The sequence below is a fragment of the Pedobacter sp. KLB.chiD genome, from assembly GCF_047040275.1.
GTDB lineage: Bacteria > Bacteroidota > Bacteroidia > Sphingobacteriales > Sphingobacteriaceae > Pedobacter.
On record NZ_CP178207.1, the window covers coordinates 2,936,997 to 2,957,240 of the forward strand.

General features: G+C 40.0%; 18 protein-coding genes. 13 read left to right on the forward strand and 5 right to left on the reverse strand.

From position 1 onward, the window contains the following. Nucleotides 1-185: 185 nt before the first annotated feature. Both ACK1I8_RS12030 and ACK1I8_RS12035 read right to left on the reverse strand, forming a co-directional pair. Nucleotides 186-836: an NAD(P)-dependent oxidoreductase gene (locus tag ACK1I8_RS12030; protein WP_412465630.1), complete on the reverse strand. Its 651-nt coding sequence runs from the start codon at nt 834-836 to the stop codon at nt 186-188. 71 nt (nt 837-907) lie between these two features. Continuing rightward, the gene (locus tag ACK1I8_RS12035; RefSeq protein WP_412465631.1) at nt 908-1,318 is read right to left on the reverse strand and encodes an Rrf2 family transcriptional regulator; all 411 of its coding nucleotides are present in this window, start codon (nt 1,316-1,318) and stop codon (nt 908-910) included. 325 nt (nt 1,319-1,643) lie between these two features. On the opposite strand from ACK1I8_RS12035, the gene ACK1I8_RS12040 reads away from it, so the two are divergent. The 6 genes from ACK1I8_RS12040 (at nt 1,644) to ACK1I8_RS12065 (ending at nt 9,760) form a co-directional block, all read left to right on the forward strand. Continuing rightward, the gene (locus ACK1I8_RS12040) at nt 1,644-3,551 is read left to right on the forward strand and encodes an ABC-F family ATP-binding cassette domain-containing protein (RefSeq protein WP_412465632.1); all 1,908 of its coding nucleotides are present in this window, start codon (nt 1,644-1,646) and stop codon (nt 3,549-3,551) included. Between the two features lie 493 nt (nt 3,552-4,044). Further along, complete coding sequence (locus ACK1I8_RS12045; RefSeq protein WP_412465633.1) at nt 4,045-5,322, forward strand: DUF5103 domain-containing protein; 1,278 nt, start codon at nt 4,045-4,047, stop codon at nt 5,320-5,322. Nucleotides 5,323-5,489: 167 nt separating this feature from the next. Then, on the forward strand, nt 5,490-6,455 hold the full coding sequence (locus tag ACK1I8_RS12050; RefSeq protein ID WP_412465634.1) for a formylglycine-generating enzyme family protein: 966 nt from the start codon (nt 5,490-5,492) through the stop codon (nt 6,453-6,455). 36 nt (nt 6,456-6,491) lie between these two features. After that, entirely contained in the window at nt 6,492-7,811 is a 1,320-nt protein-coding gene (locus tag ACK1I8_RS12055; RefSeq protein ID WP_412465635.1) for a Gfo/Idh/MocA family oxidoreductase, read from the forward strand. Between the two features lie 10 nt (nt 7,812-7,821). Then, nucleotides 7,822-8,817, forward strand: coding sequence for an FAD:protein FMN transferase (locus ACK1I8_RS12060; protein ID WP_412465636.1), 996 nt, complete (start codon nt 7,822-7,824; stop codon nt 8,815-8,817). A gap of 19 nt (nt 8,818-8,836) precedes the next feature. Continuing rightward, on the forward strand, nt 8,837-9,760 hold the full coding sequence (locus ACK1I8_RS12065; protein WP_412465637.1) for a hydroxypyruvate isomerase family protein: 924 nt from the start codon (nt 8,837-8,839) through the stop codon (nt 9,758-9,760). A 1,113-nt stretch (nt 9,761-10,873) separates the two neighbouring features. Here ACK1I8_RS12065 and ACK1I8_RS12070 read toward each other — a convergent pair. Further along, on the reverse strand, nt 10,874-12,361 hold the full coding sequence (locus ACK1I8_RS12070; protein WP_412465638.1) for an alpha-amylase: 1,488 nt from the start codon (nt 12,359-12,361) through the stop codon (nt 10,874-10,876). A 405-nt stretch (nt 12,362-12,766) separates the two neighbouring features. Here ACK1I8_RS12070 and ACK1I8_RS12075 point away from each other — a divergent pair, with 405 nt between their 5' ends. Then, nucleotides 12,767-13,288, forward strand: a complete 522-nt coding sequence (locus ACK1I8_RS12075) for an acyl-CoA thioesterase (protein WP_412465639.1) — start codon at nt 12,767-12,769, stop codon at nt 13,286-13,288. A gap of 69 nt (nt 13,289-13,357) precedes the next feature. Next, entirely contained in the window at nt 13,358-14,539 is a 1,182-nt protein-coding gene (locus ACK1I8_RS12080) for a sodium:proton antiporter (protein ID WP_412465640.1), read from the forward strand. A gap of 77 nt (nt 14,540-14,616) precedes the next feature. Here ACK1I8_RS12080 and ACK1I8_RS12085 read toward each other — a convergent pair whose 3' ends face one another. Beyond that, nucleotides 14,617-15,129: a hypothetical protein gene (locus ACK1I8_RS12085; protein WP_412465641.1), complete on the reverse strand. Its 513-nt coding sequence runs from the start codon at nt 15,127-15,129 to the stop codon at nt 14,617-14,619. 375 nt (nt 15,130-15,504) lie between these two features. Further along, nucleotides 15,505-15,912, reverse strand: a complete 408-nt coding sequence (locus ACK1I8_RS12090; RefSeq protein WP_412465642.1) for an EVE domain-containing protein — start codon at nt 15,910-15,912, stop codon at nt 15,505-15,507. Nucleotides 15,913-16,234: 322 nt separating this feature from the next. Here ACK1I8_RS12090 and ACK1I8_RS12095 point away from each other — a divergent pair, with 322 nt between their 5' ends. The 5 genes from ACK1I8_RS12095 (at nt 16,235) to ACK1I8_RS12115 (ending at nt 20,030) form a co-directional block, all read left to right on the forward strand. Next, entirely contained in the window at nt 16,235-17,992 is a 1,758-nt protein-coding gene (locus ACK1I8_RS12095; protein ID WP_412465643.1) for a hypothetical protein, read from the forward strand. Further along, nucleotides 17,993-18,445 carry a hypothetical protein gene (locus tag ACK1I8_RS12100; RefSeq protein WP_412465644.1) on the forward strand — a complete coding sequence of 151 codons (453 nt, stop codon included), beginning with the start codon at nt 17,993-17,995 and terminating at the stop codon, nt 18,443-18,445. Nucleotides 18,446-18,454: 9 nt separating this feature from the next. After that, a complete protein-coding gene (locus tag ACK1I8_RS12105) occupies nt 18,455-18,742 on the forward strand; it encodes a hypothetical protein (protein ID WP_412465645.1) in 288 nt (95 codons plus the stop codon). Between the two features lie 247 nt (nt 18,743-18,989). Then, nucleotides 18,990-19,520, forward strand: a complete 531-nt coding sequence (locus ACK1I8_RS12110; protein WP_412465646.1) for a hypothetical protein — start codon at nt 18,990-18,992, stop codon at nt 19,518-19,520. 243 nt (nt 19,521-19,763) lie between these two features. Beyond that, entirely contained in the window at nt 19,764-20,030 is a 267-nt protein-coding gene (locus ACK1I8_RS12115) for a hypothetical protein (protein WP_412465647.1), read from the forward strand. Nucleotides 20,031-20,244 lie beyond the last annotated feature (214 nt).

The following is a 20,244-nucleotide window of genomic DNA, read 5'->3' on the forward strand; positions in this document are numbered from 1 at the left end:
AATTCACAGTTGATGGTTTGATAGCCATAAGGTATAACCCGGCATGCTATTGACTAAAACACAAGAACATTAACACTTATCAATAAACATTGGCCACCAACCATCAACTAGCAAACCATGAACCAACTAACCATTAATCTTAATCCACCTACCTGTGAACCAATGACCAATGCACTAATAACGAGCTAGTACGCGGCCGTAAACTGCTCCTGGTGGTGTGCGTTGTTTTCCAGCTCATCGACAATAACAATTGCCAAATCTTCTACTGATAATATAGAACGACCCTCTTCGTTAAAAACCGGAGTGGTTTTGCCCAAACGATATTTCCCTGTACGGCCGGTGGTGATACCCTGATGCATCTCAATTGCCGGACTAAAAAACAACCAGTCTAATTCTTTCTCCTTTTTCAGTGTATTAAAATAATCTCTTACTGCGGTTGCGCCTGGTTTGATTTCGGCAGGGAAATCTGGTCCATCTACAATCTGGTGACCATCGATCTGCAAAGTACCGGCCCCGCCTATAAAAATGTAACGTTTAACGCCTGATGCTTTTACTGCGGCCTGAATGGCATTTGCTCCGGCTATGGTATCATTATATAAATTTGGATTGGTCCAACCTGCGTTAAAAGCACTTACTACGGCGTCAGCACCTGCCAGAACTGCTGCCAGTTTCCCGGTGTCCAAAACATCCACAGCTGCTTTACTCACCTTTTCATCGTTACTTTCAATTTTGGCAGTATCGCGTGCAATGGCAATCACTTCATTTCCGCGACTTACCAATTCATCTAAAATTGCTTTGCCTACAAATCCGGAGGCGCCTATTAATGCTACTTTCATGTGATTTAATTTTTAGTTTATATATCTATTTTAATTGTAATGTTTTTTATTACAGTTATGTTTAAAAAAAATTATTCAAACATAGCGGCAAAATCTGCCAATGTCTGCTTCGATAAGTTGTTAATCAGTGCTTGCTCTGCAGCACTATACAAAGTATCTAAATGTTGATTGATCTGTCTGCCGATCGGGCATTTAGGATTCGGTTCATTTTTGTGTTGCCCTAAAATTTTGCTGCCGCTCACTGATTGATATACTTCGCCCAGGTTGATATCTTTCGCATTTTTAGCCAGAAATGAGCCTCCCCCCTTACCTTCTTTACTTTCAACAAAGCCATGTTGACGCAAATTCATGATTTCCTTGCGTACCAAAACCGGATTTACATTGATACTTCCTGCCAGGTAAGCTGAACTCACAACGCTGCCTTTCGCCTCATTTAATAAGGTTAAAATGTGTAAGGCAATTGGAAACCTGCTTGTGCTCATTCTGTAATTATTTTTATTACAGTACAAAGGTAAGAAGGTTTTATAGAAATCAAAATAAATTTTAAAATTCCATAACAACAGCTTCTCCACTTCCCTACCGTTGACTGATTTTAAAAATCTCCGTCATTTCAACTGTAGCGCAGCGAAATGGAGAAATCTTTGAACTATGTAGAAAGATTTCTCCACTGCGGTCGAAATAACGACTTTTCGCGGCTTATCATTTCGCCAGGATTCTTCTGTCACTGATATTGATCAGAATAACAGTTTTCCCTATTTGACTTTCCAACTGAAAAAAGCCTTGAAATTTCGTACTTTTGCAGCCGAAATGATTTCAATAAACAATTTAACTTTCCTGATTGGCTCAAGAGCCTTGTACGATGACGCAAACTGGCACATCAAACCTGGCGACAGAGCTGGTTTAATTGGCGCTAACGGAACAGGAAAATCAACACTTTTAAAAATAATTGTAGGCGAATACGCACCAAGTTCCGGTACTGTTTCCATGTCTAAAGACCTGAAAATTGGCTACTTAAACCAGGATTTACTTTCTTACGATTCGCACCATAGCATTTTACATGTGGCCATGGAAGCTTTTGAGCGCCAGAACCAGTTGCATGATGAAATTGAAGAACTGCTTAAAAAAATCGAAACGGACTATAGCGAAGAGGTTTTATTTAAGTTAAGTGATAAACAGCAGGAGTTTGAAGCTTTAGATGGCTATAACATCGAATACAGAGCCAACGAAATTTTGGCTGGTTTAGGTTTTAGTCCGGCAGATCAGCTACGTCCGTTAAATACCTTTTCGGGAGGCTGGCGGATGCGGGTAATGCTGGCCAAAATATTGTTACAAACGCCAGATATCTTATTACTGGATGAGCCGACCAACCACATGGATTTACCTTCCATCAAATGGCTGGAAAACTATTTAATGAGTTTTGAGGGTGCTATTGTAATTGTATCTCACGACCGGTATTTCCTGGATAAGATTGTAAACCGCACGGTAGAATCGCGCAAAGGCAAATTAACCGTATATGCCGGTAACTATAGCTTCTATGTGGAAGAAAAAGCCCTGCGTAGCGAAATCCAAAAGGGAGAATTTAAGAACCAACAGGCCAAAATTAAACAGGAAGAACGTTTAATTGAGCGTTTTAAAGCCAAGGCGAGCAAGGCTAAAATGGCCCAGTCGAGGATGAAAGCTTTAGACAGGATGGAGCGTATTGATGACGTGGATGATGAAAACCCTACCGTAAATTTTGCTTTCAAATTCTCCAAACCATCGGGCAGGCATGTGGTACGGATAGAGCATGCCCATAAGAGTTATCCAAATGTGCATATTCTGGATGATGCCGAAGGTGTGATCGAAAAAGGCGACAAAATTGCCCTGATTGGTGCAAATGGTAAGGGTAAATCTACTTTATTGAGAATGATTGCCGGAACCGAAAAATTTGAGGGCCTCTGCGAAACAGGGCATAATGTTACCACCACCTTCTTTGCTCAGCACCAGTTAGAGTCGCTGCATTTAGAAAATTCAATTTTAGAAGAATTACAGGCATTTGCCCCAAAACATACTGATACTGAATTGCGGAGTATTTTAGGTTGTTTCCTGTTTACCGGTGATGATGTTTTCAAAAAAATCAAAGTGCTCTCCGGAGGAGAAAAATCGCGTGTGGCCCTGGCTAAATCTTTAACTACAGATTCAAATTTCCTGATTCTGGATGAGCCGACCAACCACCTCGATATTCAATCGGTAAACATCCTGATCCAGGCCTTACAACAATTTGAAGGTACTTTTATTACGGTTTCACATGATAGGTATTTCCTGGATAACGTAGCCAACAAAATCTGGTTTATCGAAAATGGAAAAATTAAACAATACCCTGGTACTTATGCCGAATATGAAGAATGGAACAGCAAAAGGGTAATTCCGGCAGCTAAACCTATTCCGGTTAAAATGCCTGAAAAACAAAAAGAACAGCCAAAACCGGTTGCACCCAATACGGCCAATCAGTTAAAGAAACTGAACGACGAACTGCAAAAAACAGAAAAACTGATTACGGAACTGGAACAAAATGTGAAAAACATTGAAGCAGAACTGGCCGATGAAAATGTTTATGGCAATGCCGAAAAACTGGCTGAAGCCAACAACCGTTATTTAACTGCTAAACAAGATTTGGATAACAGCCAAAGTAAATGGGAAACACTGGCAGCTGAGATTATGGAGCTCGAAGGTTAGTTTTCAGCGCCAGTTCATATTGATATAGCCGTTTCGATGTAAAATCGGGACGGCTTTTTTTTCAATATCTTTTGCCACGGAGACACAGAAACGCGAAAAAAGGTTTTTGATTTCAGAATCCACTAACGCGATCGTCCGAGGAGGAACGACGAAGCAATCTTTCATACTAGCGATTCATGCTATAAAGATTGCTTCCCCGTAAAGTCGGGGCAGGCTATCGGCTGAAAAAGCCTACTCGCAATGACGATTCAACGAAAAGACACATACAGTTGAATACTACTATCAATCATATTGATTTTTTTAAAATATATTATTCGTTGAAATGAAGCTGCGTTGAAAAATCTTCCGTGTTGATCCGTGTTTCCGTGGCTTATTTCTAAATTATAGCAATTAAGTGTCAGAGGAATATCTGACACCACAAATAATCCGTGTTTCCATGTCACTCCTTCACAACTCCATTTTGTCCCTTCCCAATAAAACTTTACTTTTAACCATGCAGAAAATAGTATTTACAGTTTTATTTTTCATCTCTATATCCGCCTTTGCGCAAAACGATACCAGATTTACCAACGAGAACAAAATTTATCTCCCCAATATTAAAACTGTACTTTGCTATAACAGTAATAAAGAACAGAGCTTACCTGTAATTACGCTCAACTCTTCAGAAACGATCACTTTTTCTTTCGATGATTTACTTGCCGGCACCCAAAATTACTGGTATACCATTGAACATTGTACGGCAGAATGGGAAACTTCCAAAATTTCAAGCATTGATTATTTAGAGAGTTTTAACGACGACCGCATCATCAATTACCGCTATTCATCCAACACGGCGAGAAAATACACCCATTACGAAATCAGTTTGCCGAATACGCAAATTCAACCCAAAATAAGCGGCAACTATGTGTTAAAAGTCTATTTGGATGGCGACAAAAACAAACCGGTTATTTCGCAACGCTTCTACCTGCTCGATAATCAGGTTGTGGTGGCAGCAGATATCAGCAATTCCATGCAGGTGGAGAACCGGAACTACAAACAAAAAATCAACTTTACCATTAATCATCCATTTGCTATACCAAACCCTTATCAGGATATAAAAGCCGTGGTAATGCAGAATTTCAATGCCAATACCATCCAGGTGAATACTAAACCAGCCTTTGTACGGCCAAATCAACTGGTTTTTAACGACCTGAATACGAATGATTTTTGGGGAGATAATGAGTTTAGGAAATTCGACACCAGGAGTTTGCGTTATAAGGCAGATAACGTAAAAGATATTTATCGCGATAACCAATCCGTAAATGTGATACTTTTTCAGGATGCACCGCGGACAGTAGGTGCCTTTGCCAACCAGTTTGATGAAAACGGAAACTTTTTTATCCGCAATACCGACGGCCGTGACGATAAAACGGAAGCAGAGTATATGAGTATTTTATTCACCTTAAATGCACCTGCACCCAGTCTAAATGGTGACGCTTATGTGGTTGGCCGGTTTAACAATTATACCATGAGCAATGAGAATAAACTGCTCTACGATACCAACAGAAAACAATTTTATGGCAATGTGATCCTTAAACAAGGCCTTTATGATTATGAGTATGCCTGGTATAACCGGGATACGAAAGTACTGGAAACTAAACCTTTTGAAGGTGCTTTTTTTCAAACCGAAAACAGCTATCAGATTTTTGTTTATTACCGCCGCCCGGGCGCACGCTGGGACACGCTGGTGGGTTTTACCAATTTAAGCAATAAAATTTCAGACCGCAGATAACCAACTGAAAAGAAGCGCCATATCAATTGTCAAATTGACCTTTAAATAGCAATACCTACCTTTATTGTTACATAAATTTTCGTTGTTTTAAATGTGGTTATTTACTTTAGTGTTTCAGAAAGCAATCAGATAAACACTAGAGGATTAAGCTTATCTAACCAAAAATTATGTTTAAAGAGTTAATTGCCATAGCGTTAATAACCTATCCCTGCGCGCAGATTTTAGCGCAAACGCCTAACCAACCGTACACACAATCCATTAATGGAACCAAATTAAAATTTGATATGCAGGCGATACCGGCAGGCAAATTCAAAATGGGCAGTAAAACAGGAAAACCAGATGAGCAACCCATTCATGAAGTTAAACTTGATGCTTTCTGGATGGGAAAACATGAAGTAACCTGGGATATTTTCGAGCCTTTCCTCTACCGTGATTATGAAAAACAAGCCAGTGTTGGTGCTATTCCGGCTGAAGTAGATGCCGTTACCAGGCCTACAAAACCCTATCTCGATATGACTTTTGGCATGGGTAAAGCGAACCAGCCGGCGGTAGCCATGACCCAATATAATGCCATCCAGTTTTGTAAATGGCTTTACATGCGTACAGGTGTTTTTTATCGCCTGCCAACTGAGGCGGAATGGGAATATGCCTGTAAAGCCGGAACGGAAAGCAATTATTCTTTCGGGGATGATGCCTCCAAATTAGGAGATTATGCCTGGTATAAAGAGAACAGCGACAACAAAACACACCAAGTGGGACAGAAAAAACCAAACCCATGGGGATTATTTGATATGCATGGAAACGTTAGCGAGTGGACCTACGACCAATACCTTCCTGATTTTTATAGTAAGAGTAAAGATAAAACGGTAGAAAACCCGGTCGCCATACCCGATAAACTTTATCCAAATGTAGTTCGTGGCGGCTCTTACGACGAAACACCGGATAATTTAACCTCTACAGCCAGACTGGCATCCGATCCGGCGTGGAAACAATTGGATCCGCAAATTCCGAAAAGCAACTGGTGGTTTCCTGAAGCGCCTTTCGTAGGTATGCGACTGGTACGCCCGGTAAAAACACCGTCAAAAGCTGAAATAGATGCCTATTATAACAAACAACCTATAAAAGACTTTTAACCTACACTATCTAACCAAAATAAAAAAACTAAACACATGAAAAAACCAATCAACCAACAAGATCGTCGCGATTTTTTAAAAGCAACAGCCATGCTGGCCGGCGGGGCCATGTTAAGCAACATTCCACTGGCCGGCGCATATGCATCAGGATCGGATACAATTAAAATTGCCTTAATCGGCTGTGGCGATCGGGGTACCGGAGCAGCTTTTCAGGCGCTGAGCACTAAATTTAACCTGAAACTGGTGGCCATGGCCGATGCTTTTCAGGATCGATTGGATAGCAGTTACCAATCGTTAAGTTCTAAATTTGCAGCCAAGATGGATGTTCCGAAAGAACGCCAGTTTGTAGGATTCGATGCCTATTTAAAGGCGATTCCGTTAGCAGATGTAGTGCTGTTAACCACACCTCCCGGTTTCCGCCCTATCCATTTTGAAGAAGCGGTTAAACAGAACAAACAGATTTTCATGGAAAAACCTGTTGCGGTAGATGCACCGGGCATCAGAAAAGTATTGGCCGCAGCCGAAGAAGCAAAAAAGAAAAAATTAAACGTTGTTGTAGGTTTACAACGCCGCTACCAGACCAACTATCGCGAGTCGATGAAGCGTATTAACGATGGTGCCATTGGCGATATCATGTCGGGCCAGGTATATTGGAACAGCGGTGGCGTTTGGGTACGTCCGCGTACAGCAAACCAGACCGAAATGGAATATCAAATGAGAAACTGGTATTATTTCAACTGGTTATGCGGCGATCATATCGTGGAGCAACATGTGCATAATATCGATATTGCCAACTGGATCAAAAACGGACATCCGGTTTCAGTACAGGGAACAGGCAGCCGTGCCTGGAGAACAGGAAAAGATTACGGAGAGATTTATGACAACCACTCTATCGAATTAACCTATGCCGATGGTGCGGTAATCAACAGCCAGTGTCGCCATTTCGAAGGCATCAGTAACCGGGTGGATGAAACTTTTCAGGGTACCAAAGGCAAAATTTACCTTTCAGGCAGTAACCAGGCCATTATGAAAGATTATAGCGGCAAAGAACTGTATAATCACAATACCAAAGGGAACGCCAATCCATATCAAACCGAGCACGACGAACTTTTCGATGCCGTTTCGAAGGGAGAATATAAATTCAGTAATGTAGATTATGCTGCAACCAGTACATTTTCAGCAATTATCGGCCGCTATGCTACTTATTCCGGTCAAATCATTAAATGGGACGAGGCTTTAGCTTCGAACATCAGTTTGATGCCCGAGCGTTTGGCATGGGATGCTAAACCAAAGTTGATGCCTGATGAAAAAGGACTATACCCTATCGCCATGCCCGGACAAACAAAGGTGATCTAAAACTAAATTGATGCGCTACAGGTTTTTGCTTTTTATTTTACCGTTGATACTCGCTTTTTCCCTGAAAAGAGAGCTTAAGCAATACAAAATTAACGGTTTTGCGCAAGGAACCGATTATGCCATCATGTACTATGCCACTGATAGTGTAGCTACTAAAGCAGGCATAGATAGTTTATTAAACGAAATTGATTTATCAATGTCGCTTTACAAAAAGGGATCATTGATCAATCAATTTAATGCGGCCGAAAAAGCAGTTAAAACCGATCGTTTCATGAACGACGTGCTTAAAAGAAGTTTCGAGATCAACCAGGATACCAAAGGCATTTTCGATATCACCGTTGCGCCTTTGGTCCAGGCCTGGGGTTTTGGACCAAAAGAGGCTAAAAATGAGCCCGGTCCGGAAGTGATCAAATCAATATTAGCCTGTGTTGGCATGAAAAACCTAAAATTGAAGAATGGTTTACTGAGCAAACTAAAGCCCTGTGTTAAAATCGATTTAAATGGAATAGCACAAGGCTACAGTGTAGATTTGATTGCCGCTTATCTTCAAAAAAAAGGAATTAGGCAGTATGTGGCCGAATTAGGGGGTGAAATCCGCATTTCAGGGCCTAAGCCTAATGGAGAAAGCATGAAAATCGGCATTGAAGGTCCGGATAAAGACGGAACGCCGGTCATCAGACACATTGCATCCCTTAATTCAGGTGCCATCACCACCTCGGGTAACTACCAGAAATTTCACCAGAGCGGAAAGAAAAAAATTTCGCACCTGATTGATCCTAAAACGGGCTACCCGCTGGATAATGAGATGATCAGCGTTACGGTTTACGCCAATGATGCCATTACCGCCGATGGATATGACAATGCCTTAATGGCGATGCACCTTAAAGATGCCATGGCCTTCGTAGAAAGCAGAAAAAACCTGGAAGCTTATTTTGTATATCGCCAAAAAGATGGTAAGGTAGCTGACACCCTGACTACGGGATTTAAAAAGTTAATTACACCATGATCCTTTCAAAAACAAACTGATGAAAAGAAGTGAATTTATAAGAAATAGCCTATTTACTGCAGGTGCAATGGCCACTGGAGCAGGAATAACCAATACCTTTGCAGCTGAAAAGACAACTATCGCTGGTGATCAGGTTTTTAATCTCGATTATGCCCCACACCAGGGCATGTTCCAAAACCATGCAGGCAAGAGTTTTTTAGATCAGATCCGGTTTATGTACGATAAAGGCTTCCGTTCAATCGAAGATAACGGTTATCTGGGCCGTTCTGTTGAAGAACAGGAGAAAATCGGAAATTTGCTGACTAAACTGGGCATGCGCATGGGCGTTTTTGTGGTAGATGGTGGCGATAACTGGAAAACTTCTTTAACCACCGGAAAAAAGGAGTTTAAGGATAAATTTGTGGAAACCTGCAAAAAATCAGTAGAAGCTGCCAAACGCTGTAATGCCAAATGGCTTACCGTAGTGCCAGGATTTTATGAGCGCAACCTGCCTTATGGAAACCAATTTGCCAATGTAATTGATGCCATGCGTGCAGGCACCGAAATTTTTGAGCCCCATGGTTTGATTATGGTTTTAGAAACTTTGAGTGATACCCCCGAGCTTTTCCTGCAAAAAACAAATGAAACCTACGCCGTTTGCAAAGCGGTAAACAGTCCTTCGTGTAAAATTCTTTATGATATTTACCACATGCAGCGCACGGAAGGCGACTTAATTAAAACCATCGACCGCTGCTGGGATGAAATTGCGTACATCCAGATTGGTGATAATCCGGGCAGAAAAGAACCTACAACCGGCGAGATCAATTACAAAAACCTTTTCAAACACCTGCACGGCAAAGGTTACAAAGGTATTATGGGCATGGAGCATGGCAATTCGAAAGGTGGAAAAGAAGGCGAACTAGCCGTAATTTCGGCTTACAGGGAAGAGGATAACTTTTTATAAGTTGTTCAAATAAAGCGCCGTCATCTCGACTGAAGCGCAGCGAAATGGAGAGATCTTTAAAGTCGCTAAAACTATGTTCAAAGATTTTTCCACTACGGTCGAAATGACGATTCCGCACCGTGGTCTGTGTCCGCACAGACCACAATATTATCTCTTCACTATCCAATGGTTCGGTGACACACCAACCATCTTCATCATGAAATTAACCACAGATAAAAAGAATGAACACAGATATAAAAATCCGTGTTGGATTTATAGATAATGACCTTTGCGCCACAGACCTTGGAATTGGTTCAAAGGACAACTTTTTGTAGATAATGTTCAAATAAAGCGCCGTCATCTCGACTGAAGCGCAGCGAAATGGAGAGATCTTTAAAATTGCTAAAACTATGTTCAAAGATTTCTCCACTACGGTCGAAATGACGATTCTACGCCGTGGTCTGTGTCCCCACAGACCACAATATTATCTCTTCACTATCCAATGGTTCGGTGACACACCAACCATCTTCATCATGAAATTAACCACAGATAAAAAGGATGAACACAGATATAAAAATCTGTGTTGGACTTATAGATAATGACCTTTACGCCACAGACCTTGGAATTGGTTCAAAGGACAACTTTTTGTAGATAATGTTCAAATAAAGCGCCGTCATCTCGACTGAAGCGCAGCGAAATGGAGAGATCTTTAAAATTGCTAAAACTATGTTCAAAGATTTCTCCACTACGGTCGAAATGACGATTCCTCCGCACCGTGGTCTGTGTCCCCACAGACCACAATATTATCTCTTCCCTATCCAATGGTTCGGTGACACACCAACCATCTTCATCATGAAATTAACCACAGATAAAAAGGATGAACACAGATATAAAAATCCGTGTTGGACTTATAGATAATGACCTTTGCGCCACAGACCTTGGAATTGGTTCAAAGGACAACTTTTTGTAGATAATGTTCAAATAAAGCGCCGTCATCTCGACTGAAGCGCAGCGAAATGGAGAGATCTTTAAAGTCGCTAAAACTATGTTCAAAGATTTTTCCACTACGGTCGAAATGACGATTCTACGCCGTGGTCTGTGTCTGCACAGACCATACATGCATTACCTCTTCTCCTATCCCACCTTCAGCACCCATACCGAAACACTGCCCGCATTGCAATGAAACTCAGCCCAGCCATTTTCATCAATAATCACTTCCTGTTCCCTGTATCCCAAAGCATCAACAAAGGTTTTTCCGGCAAAGTGTTTACCGATTTCCATTTCTTTAAAACCTTCTTCTCCCGTACTCAACAAGACGGCTAAGCCGCTATTTTCATGTTCTTCATCACCGGCACGGGTCCAACCTACGCAAACGCCATGATCAAAATAATCGCGTTGCTCACCATAAGCAAGTGAGGTACGGATTTTACTCATAGTTTCTACCGCAGGGATAGCCGCCAAGTCCACATGTACCTCATCCCCCTCTTTGTCTTTATCATCATAAATGCCGCCATAAAGATCAGGAAAGAACAAACACGGAATGCCCTGCATGCGGAGGAGGATCATGGCATAGGCTAAAGGCCTGAACCAAAAATCGACGTAAGATTCCAGTGCCTGCAAGGGTTGCGAATCATGATTATCCACAAAGGTTACCGCTAAATCAGGCTTAACCTGCACCAGTGTTCCGTCGAAAATCGTCCGCATATCAAAATCTTCTTCCTTACTCGCCAGGAAAAAATTATGGTGTAACAACGAATCGAATATTTGTGTCCGCCCACCGGTAATTTCAATATAGTTCAATTGTCCCGCTACATCTACCACGTTCCAATCTTCGGCCACGAGAAAAAACTCGCGGTTATATTTTTGGTTCAGGTGATCAATCCACTCCACAATAAAATCAGGATTAATGTGTTTAACGGCATCTAATCTAAAACCGTCTACCTTGGTGGTCTCCACAATCCATTCGCCCCAATATTTTAATTCTTCAACCACTGATCGGTTACGAAAATCAATATCGTTGTACATCAGGTAATCATAATTGCCAAATTCAGTAGAGGGAACCTCCTCAAAGCCTTCACCTAAATGGTTTTGGATCGAATAAATAGCCGTTTGTTTAATATCCTCTGCCCAATCTACCCCGCTAAAACATTCATGGTTCCAGATAAATTCGGAATATTTGCCCTGTCGCCCGGGGAAAGTAAATTTCGTCCAGGCTTCTATCTCGAAAACATCGCTGGTAAATTCATTTCTATCTTCAGGATTTACCGTTCTCACCGCAATTTTCTCCAATTCATCCCCTCCGGCTTTGTGGTTAAATACGACATCGGCCAACGCTCCTATTTCGTTCTCATGTAAGGCTTCAATCGCTTTGATGTACTCCTCTTTAGAGCCATATTTGGTATTTATACTTCCTTTCTGATCAAATTCACCCAGATCAAAAAGATCGTAAACCGAATAACCTACATCATAAGTTGCATTGTTCGATTTATAAGCCGGTGGCAACCATACTGCGGTTATGCCTATTTCTTTTAAATGACTTGCTTCAGCAGCTACTTTAGTCCACAAATTTTGTTCTTCGTTATAATACCAATGGAAAAATTGGATAAGGGTCTGGTTTTGCATTAATTAGGATTTTTTTCAAGGATAACAGGATAGGAGATGAATTGTTTTTTTTACTATGCCTTACCCTATTTCCCGCTGATTTCGCAAATCACGGCAGAATTCTCTTTGTGCCATTACTAGCGCAAGTCTTAGCGTATGACGAATCGATTGGGGGAACCTAATTTCATCATTGTGAACTGAAGAAAGGGACTTCGGGTTGGAGTGAAGCAATCTTTTTTGACTATGGCCACGAAAACACAGAAATCACGGAGCAATAAAGTTTTCCGTGTTACTCGTGGTTCCGTGGCAAACGTTAGGCACCCCCAGAGACGAATAATGATTTCGGAAAAGTTAAAAGTGATTTCCCTGCGCCGGAATCTATTTCTAATACCATTTTCACCACATTTTAACTACTTTTGCACTCAAATGAGTTTAAAAAAGAAATTTGCCAGAGAAAGTTTTACCATTATGAACGAATTGGTATTACCCAACGATACCAATACCTTAAATAACCTGATGGGTGGGCGTTTGCTCCACTGGATGGATATTGCAGCGGCAATTTCGGCTCAAAAACATTGTAACCGCATTGTGGTTACGGCTTCGGTTGACAATGTTTCTTTTAAGCAGCCCATTAAATTAGGCGATGTGATTACCATCGAAGCCAAAGTAACCCGGGCTTTTAATACCTCGGTTGAAGTGCGTTTAGATGTATGGTCAGAAAATATCCCTAGCGGTGCAAGACAGAAAAGTAATGAGGCTTATTATACCTTTGTGGCTGTTGATCAGAGTGCCCGTACCATTCCTGTGCCCGAACTGATTCCGGAAACGCCCGAGGAAATCGATTTATTTGATGGTGCCCTGCGCCGCCGGCAGTTACGCCTGGTTTTGGGTGGCAAAATGAGTCCGGATGAGGCCAGCGAACTGAAGGCACTTTTCTTTAAAGCGTAATTTTTTCAACAATTTCCTTTCAGCTTGGTTTGATTATTTTACATTAGTGTTTACCTTACGCTAAAAAATATGACAACTTATACCATTCTTATCATTTTAAGCGGATTAGTCATCTTCTCTTATCTGTTTGATTTAGTGGCCAGTAAAACCAAAATACCATCGGTTTTATTGCTGTTGTTACTGGGCATCGGCCTGCGTTTCCTGGTCGATTACCTCAAGATACAAACCTTTAATTTCTTTTCCATATTACCTACACTCGGCACCGTAGGTTTAATCCTCATTGTTTTTGAAGGTTCACTGGAACTAAAATACGATCGCGAAAAAAATAAAATCATCAAAAGTGCTTTCTTCTCTGCATTAACCATTTTACTCGCAACAGCATCCATCATTACGCTCATTATTTATCAGATTACCCATAAAGATCTATATACCTGTATTGCCAATGCCATTCCTTTCAGCGTCATCAGTTCGGCCATTGCCATACCCTCTGCTGCTGCGCTGGGCAAGCAAGACCGGGAATTTGTCATCTATGAATCTTCCTTTTCTGATATCCTTGGTATCATCATTTTCAACTTTGCCATCACCAACCATTCCATTACCACATCGGCCTTTATAGGCTTGGGGCTGAGCACTTTTCTGATTATTTTATTGTCGGCTATTGCCTGCGTGGTACTGCTTTATGTAATGGGCAAACTGGTGCACCACATCAAATTCTTCCTCATTATTTCTATACTCATCCTGGTATATGCCATCGGGCAATCGTACCATTTATCGTCACTGGTGTTGATTTTAAGTACCGGGTTGTTTCTGAACAATGCCGATACCATCCGGAATGTATGGTTCAGGAGTGTATTTCTGTATAAAAACCTTTCTGCAGATTTATCGCAGCTTTATCAGCTCTCTGCCGAAAGTGCCTTTATTTTAAGAACGTTTTTCTTCGTCATTTTTGGCTTTACCATGAACATCAGCGAACTTAATGACAAGCCCGTATTGGCCAATGGTTTTTTCATCTTACTAACCATTTTCGCCGTTCGGTTTTTCTTTTTGAAGGTATTTAAAAATGGCGCCCTCAGCCCTATCGGTTATATTGCACCACGCGGCCTGATTAGTATTTTATTGTATTTCAATTTGCCTAAATCGCTAAAAGTTGCCGAGGTTGGTCCATCTTTTCTGTTTTTGGTGGTATTGGGTACTAGCCTGGTGATGACTTTAGGGATTACCTTAAGCAAAAGAAATACGGCGGTTCATTAATGATGAGGTCAATTCCTCTGGTTAACTGCTTAATTGTTCAAATCGGTTAATCGACGCCAAACGCTACACCCCTGGCGCTAAGGTTTATCAACGTAGTAAGCTTTAGCGTATATTTCCAATTTTTTGTACTCATTGGCAAACATTTTTTCATCTTTATTGATCTTCAAAAACATTTTTTTAGCCTTAAGTTCGGCTATAAGACCATAAGTTGTGCCTACTGCAGCCCCCAAAGTGGTAACAGCCAAAAACGCTACAAGTTGTTCGTTGCCAGACACATTTTGATGACCCGTAAATGCCAGTGAACCAATTGCTGCGCCTGATAGTGTCCCGATTAGAAATCCTTTACCTGTATTGATGCCTTTTTTCTTTAAGCGGATGCTGATGATATTTTTAGCACGGAGTGTGATGTAATTCCCATCACCTTTATGCACAGCGACACCTTCAGGAGAAATTTTCTCCAAAGTACCTTTTACAACAGGTAAAGAATCTGAAACTACTTTTACCTGATAATTGATAAATTCTTGCGCCTTAGTTTTACTCAGAAACAGATTACCTGCAAAGAAACACAGTAATAAAAAGAAAATTTTCATTAGAGCGCGATTTAGTTGGTTAACGGTAATAATTGGTTAAATAGTTAATGAACTGAGGACTAATGACCTAGAACTCCCGACTTGGGACTCTGGACTGAGGACTAAAGACTCCCAACTCCAAACTCCAAACTTTATTGCCCCCTCGTTCAATAGACTCATGACTTCCGACTAATGGTCCAGAACTCCGGACTTGCGACTCTGGACTGAGGACTTGGGACTAAAGACTCAGGACTCCAAACTCCCAACTCCAAACTTTATTGCCCCCTCCTTCAATAGACTCATGACTTCCGACTAATGACCCAGAACTCCGGACTTGGAACTCTGGACTGAGGACTTGGGACTAAAGACTCAGGACTCCAAACTCCCAACTCAAAACTAATCAGCGCTCATTTCCAGTATCTTATCAAATTCACTAGCCTTAAGCGGCATAACCGATAAACGCCCCTGTCTGATTAATGAAATGTCAGCTAAGCTGGGTTCGGCCTTAATCTGCTCTAACGAAACCGGATTCATCAACGTTTCAACCGGAGCTAAATCGACCACCACCCAATTCGTATCATCAGTGGTGGGGTCTTGGTAAAACTCTTTTACAACCTTGGCAATACCCACCACGTTTTTACCCTCGTTACTGTGGTAAAAAAGCACCAGATCGCCTTCTTTCATGGCTTTCAGGTTATTCCGCGCCTGGTAATTACGCACGCCATCCCAAAAGGTACGGCCATCTTCGTTAAATTTTTCCCAACTATATTTAAAAGGCTCTGATTTGACTAACCAATGGTTCATGCTGCTTTGTATTTATTTCGATTATTTTATCCTCAAAACTAAGAAAAGGGAATGGATTAGGAAATAGGTTGGAGAGATAAGCGATAACCAGATAAAATGAGCTACTTACTTATGTGTAATTATGGTTTCCCATATTGAAGACTAAAATGAAATTTATAGTTTAGTAAAATCTAATCGTTGTAATACTCAGTCATTTTCTCTTTTTAAAAAGGTTCTTCGACTAAGTGCGCTTAACGAGTATAAAATAGAATTATGTTTACCAATTATCAATTATATTGCTATACCTTTACGGAATTCGCCTCAATTTTAATCTGAATTAACAATGAACAAATTAACATTCTCTAAAGGCAAAGCCATGGTTTGCCTAATCTTAATGTGCCTGTTATTGGTACAAAGCTGTAAAAAAGAACTTTTACTACCCAAAGAAACTGAAAACAGCTCCACCGATAAAATTCGTTCTATTTCCTATTCTCAATTCGTAAGTGCCATAGACCTCAACTCTACCGGAAGTTTAAAAGCAGTACTGTCTGGCCAAAAAGCAAAAGTGATGAGCACCCAGGCCCCACCAGTAAACCTCGACCTGGAGATGGATAGCGTCAAAAGGCTGAGCCTTGGCGATACGATAAGCTATGTAATAGCTATTAAGCCCCAAACCCCCAGAGCGACTGCCTTTCAGAATCTGACTATACAAGTGATCAAAACAAAGACCTCTGCCTTTTTATCTACCTATTATCCTGATAAGGAATGGATAGACAACTGGCGGAAGAACCTTAAAACTACCTTTAAAGGAACAGTAGTTTTCAACAAGATAAATTTGGAAGATGTTAATTCAGGTTTAGCAAATGGTCTGGAAAAGAAACAGACCGGTCTAAAAGATAGGATGCTGGCTAGTATTAACGGAAAATCGGAATTGGGAAATGTGATCAGTTTGCTGCCAGGGGAATGTGAGATATACGATATAGTCACGGTAGTTCAAGTTCCATGCAAACATGGTCACTTAAGCAGAAGTGAATGCAACTATTTTGACTACTATGGAACCTGGGAGCCACGCTCTGATGATTGGCCACCAAGCACATCAATTAACACCACAACAGTTGTAAACTGCGCAATGCCAAATCTTCCGTCAGATGGTGGTGGTGGCGGTGGTGGTGGCAGCACAACACCTAACCCTCCGGGTACGTACAATCCTTGTGATGGTACGCCACAGCCGGTAGGTCCGGGCGGTATATCGTTTGAAAGAGGCACCAGGCTGATGGTTGCTGCCCCAACAGATTGTGATGAAATATCTGGTCCACCGGTAATCACGACCACCCAAACGCCGCAACAATATTTAATGAATAACCTCGATCTTGATGTGGCGGAACAAAACTTTGTTAACAATCCGTTGAATGGAGTAGCGGTTGCCGAATTAAGTAAATACCTGATAAACAACGGCCTATCAGTAGATAATACTAATTTCATTCATTGGTCTTTGAGGTATCTGATTGAAAATCCAGAAACCATTTGTAGAGAGTTAATAGACAATAATACGTTAACCATCAATTTGCCAAATTTAGATGTTTCAGAATTAAACGGATATCCAAAATTCAAAGCTTTAGTTAATGATTTGCCAAATTTCCTTACGCATTATCCTAACATTCTTAAAGCTTTAAGTTTAACAACAGGGCTTACAGAAAAAAGAATCAGGGAGCTAATGCAACCAGGTAAAGGCCCCAAAGTAATAGTGATTAACAACCTAAAAGATGCTAACGGAAACGACGTTGTTGGTCAATTTGATGATAAAAATAAAATTTTGAAAATTGATAATGGATACGTCAACGATTTAGATATAGCTAATACCCCTACCAAATATCAGGCAATTGGCTTAATTTTGACAATAACAACATTACATGAATTTGTCCATTTTGGCAGAGATGCTAACAATCTACCAAAAAGAATGGCAGGAATTGTAACAGGTAAAGGTTCTTATGAAGCAGGCTGGTACTTTGAAGATATTATTGCGGCCCCAGGTTCTAATAGATTAGAGCCTGCCAATGCACAAGAATGGTTAAGACATTATAGAGTAAAATCACGACAATAAATGAAGAACAAAGCATACCTGTTCCTGATATTTTTATGCTTAATAGCATGTAAAAGTAGTATTAAGTCACGCACACAAGCAATTGATACAAAAGAAGTTATAAGTGAAATATTAGACGACAATCAACTATTTAATCATCTAACCGCAAAGCCAGATACTATATTTATCATTAAAACAAAACTTGTTAATGAGAATTGGCCAGATAGAACAAAAAAATTTAAGATCAGATATATTGATTCTGATAAAAAGAATGAAGACATCATCAATCTTAGTCCAAGCTCTTTTAATAATCACAGAATAAGAATTGATTTTGGAAAAATCTTTCTCCAGAACGATACTGCAAAAGTTTCTTTTGGTATCTATGAATTCCAAAAATTTACGATTTATGATTATAAATTATGTCATAAGCTGAATCATTGGTCAATTTACAGTAGAACGAAAAGAACACACTAGGCTAATAAAATGTCTTTAAATCTTTATGATGAGATATATAATGGCTTTAGTTTAATTGATTTGTATGGATATTGCAATGGGACAAAGCCGTCAAACAGAAAAACTAGCTCTGGAACAGGATGGGGATTAAATGTTATTAATTCAGACCTTAATGGAAATGAGGTGATCACAAAAATGGAAGAGCCTGATGGCCCAGAAATCATGGGTCAAAAAATGGCGAGAATTTCTTATGAAATAAAGACTATCAGTCCTTATAATGAGCCAGCTTACCTATGGGCTAGTTTTCAGAAGGAATAAGACAAGCTGAGCACAGAGCCAATAGCTCAGGGATTAGTGCATCCGTCTTAGTATTTGATACAGATTCCTTTATTAAATTAAAAAATTCTAGCTATGGGCCACAACTATTAAGCCGGCTTGAGATGATGTTCTCTAGAAAAAATGGCAATAACGAACAAAAAGTGTATTTAAGGTTAGAGAAAAATTTATATGCTAATGCAAGATCTTCGTATTTTGCTTTAATGGGCAGAATTAAAAATTTACCAGAATGAAAATAGCTTCTTTAATCATATTTTTATTTTTTTTAAGTTATTACAACGTAATGAGCCAATCAACAGACAAAAATTTGGGGGTAGTGGTAACCGAATTTGACCCTAATTTTTCAGATTATGTAAAAAAGTATTCTCAATTGGAAGGTTTAATATTGCTTAATCCTGGTCAGACAATCTTCCCTCCCGGTAATGTTATGCCGATAAACCCATACTATTATAAGCTCACGGAGAAAATTAATGATTTCAAAAGGTTAAAGCACCTTCGATTACAGAGTTTATATGTCTTAGATTTACCGAATAACATTATGAAGTGTAAACTGGAAACACTAGCTATTCCGTTCTGTCCTGATTCTAACATGGAGTCAATTGTTGCAAAATTAAAAAAATGCAAGTATTTAAAAGAAATTGACCTGGTTAGTGTGGTACTTCCTGATGACAAAATTGCATTTTTGAAAAAAAGTTTGCCTCATGTAAAGTTCGTTAATTCGTTGGATGACATTTCATTTGAGGACGAAATTGAAAATTGAAAGAAAGCCCCTATTGCCAGTGCAAGTCTTAGCGCCTTAGCTGCTTTGTGCTTTTCCTTATTAATCTTGATTAAACTACCAAAGCACGAGTCAGGCCAAGGCATAGGCATTGGGCGAAGGCTCGCGCTAGAATGGGTACATTTCTAATCCTGCGGCCTCTTCAACAGAGAAGCCAACTATTTACTACTTTAGAAATGGTAAAGATATTGGAAGGTTTAGATTTAATAATTAATTTATAGCGTTATGAGTGTATCAATAAAAGAATTGCAAGAAGATATATTCTGTAGGTTTACTAAAAAAACCGACGGAGGCGATTTTGGCATTATTAATATAGAATTTCCGTTGACTACAGAAACCCTCGTTGTTTCTCTGGAACATTACAGAAATCAAAATACTGTTTATAAATTTTCATTTGAAAATATTCAGTCTTATATGCTAATCCAAGAAAATCTTCCTGACGAAAAAAAGAAGGCGTATTGTATTCACCAGATTTTAAATCAATTATATTAAAGGAGTTAATCAATTCCAAGTATATGGAATATTTACATAGCTGGACGGATCTTCCAATTTTCTTCGAAGGAACCGCCTTAAAAAAAGTCAGGCATTATTGTGTATATGCACAAAATGTGATAGTCAATGTGGTGACTAATCAAGTTCCAATTATTAAAATAATAGAGAAAGATTGATATTTAAAAGTCGTTTAATAATCTCGGATCATTTGTTA

Excerpts from the sequence above, each read along its gene's own strand:
- ACK1I8_RS12030 (WP_412465630.1), bottom strand. The coding sequence starts at position 836 with ATGAAAGTAGCATTAATAGGCGCCTCCGGATTTGTAGGCAAAGCAATT.
- ACK1I8_RS12035 (WP_412465631.1), bottom strand. The coding sequence starts at position 1,318 with ATGAGCACAAGCAGGTTTCCAATTGCCTTACACATTTTAACCTTATTA.
- ACK1I8_RS12040 (WP_412465632.1), top strand. The coding sequence starts at position 1,644 with ATGATTTCAATAAACAATTTAACTTTCCTGATTGGCTCAAGAGCCTTG.
- ACK1I8_RS12045 (WP_412465633.1), top strand. The coding sequence starts at position 4,045 with ATGCAGAAAATAGTATTTACAGTTTTATTTTTCATCTCTATATCCGCC.
- ACK1I8_RS12050 (WP_412465634.1), top strand. The coding sequence starts at position 5,490 with ATGTTTAAAGAGTTAATTGCCATAGCGTTAATAACCTATCCCTGCGCG.
- ACK1I8_RS12055 (WP_412465635.1), top strand. The coding sequence starts at position 6,492 with ATGAAAAAACCAATCAACCAACAAGATCGTCGCGATTTTTTAAAAGCA.
- ACK1I8_RS12060 (WP_412465636.1), top strand. The coding sequence starts at position 7,822 with ATGCGCTACAGGTTTTTGCTTTTTATTTTACCGTTGATACTCGCTTTT.
- ACK1I8_RS12065 (WP_412465637.1), top strand. The coding sequence starts at position 8,837 with ATGAAAAGAAGTGAATTTATAAGAAATAGCCTATTTACTGCAGGTGCA.
- ACK1I8_RS12070 (WP_412465638.1), bottom strand. The coding sequence starts at position 12,361 with ATGCAAAACCAGACCCTTATCCAATTTTTCCATTGGTATTATAACGAA.
- ACK1I8_RS12075 (WP_412465639.1), top strand. The coding sequence starts at position 12,767 with ATGAGTTTAAAAAAGAAATTTGCCAGAGAAAGTTTTACCATTATGAAC.
- ACK1I8_RS12080 (WP_412465640.1), top strand. The coding sequence starts at position 13,358 with ATGACAACTTATACCATTCTTATCATTTTAAGCGGATTAGTCATCTTC.
- ACK1I8_RS12085 (WP_412465641.1), bottom strand. The coding sequence starts at position 15,129 with ATGAAAATTTTCTTTTTATTACTGTGTTTCTTTGCAGGTAATCTGTTT.
- ACK1I8_RS12090 (WP_412465642.1), bottom strand. The coding sequence starts at position 15,912 with ATGAACCATTGGTTAGTCAAATCAGAGCCTTTTAAATATAGTTGGGAA.
- ACK1I8_RS12095 (WP_412465643.1), top strand. The coding sequence starts at position 16,235 with ATGAACAAATTAACATTCTCTAAAGGCAAAGCCATGGTTTGCCTAATC.
- ACK1I8_RS12100 (WP_412465644.1), top strand. The coding sequence starts at position 17,993 with ATGAAGAACAAAGCATACCTGTTCCTGATATTTTTATGCTTAATAGCA.
- ACK1I8_RS12105 (WP_412465645.1), top strand. The coding sequence starts at position 18,455 with ATGTCTTTAAATCTTTATGATGAGATATATAATGGCTTTAGTTTAATT.
- ACK1I8_RS12110 (WP_412465646.1), top strand. The coding sequence starts at position 18,990 with ATGAAAATAGCTTCTTTAATCATATTTTTATTTTTTTTAAGTTATTAC.
- ACK1I8_RS12115 (WP_412465647.1), top strand. The coding sequence starts at position 19,764 with ATGAGTGTATCAATAAAAGAATTGCAAGAAGATATATTCTGTAGGTTT.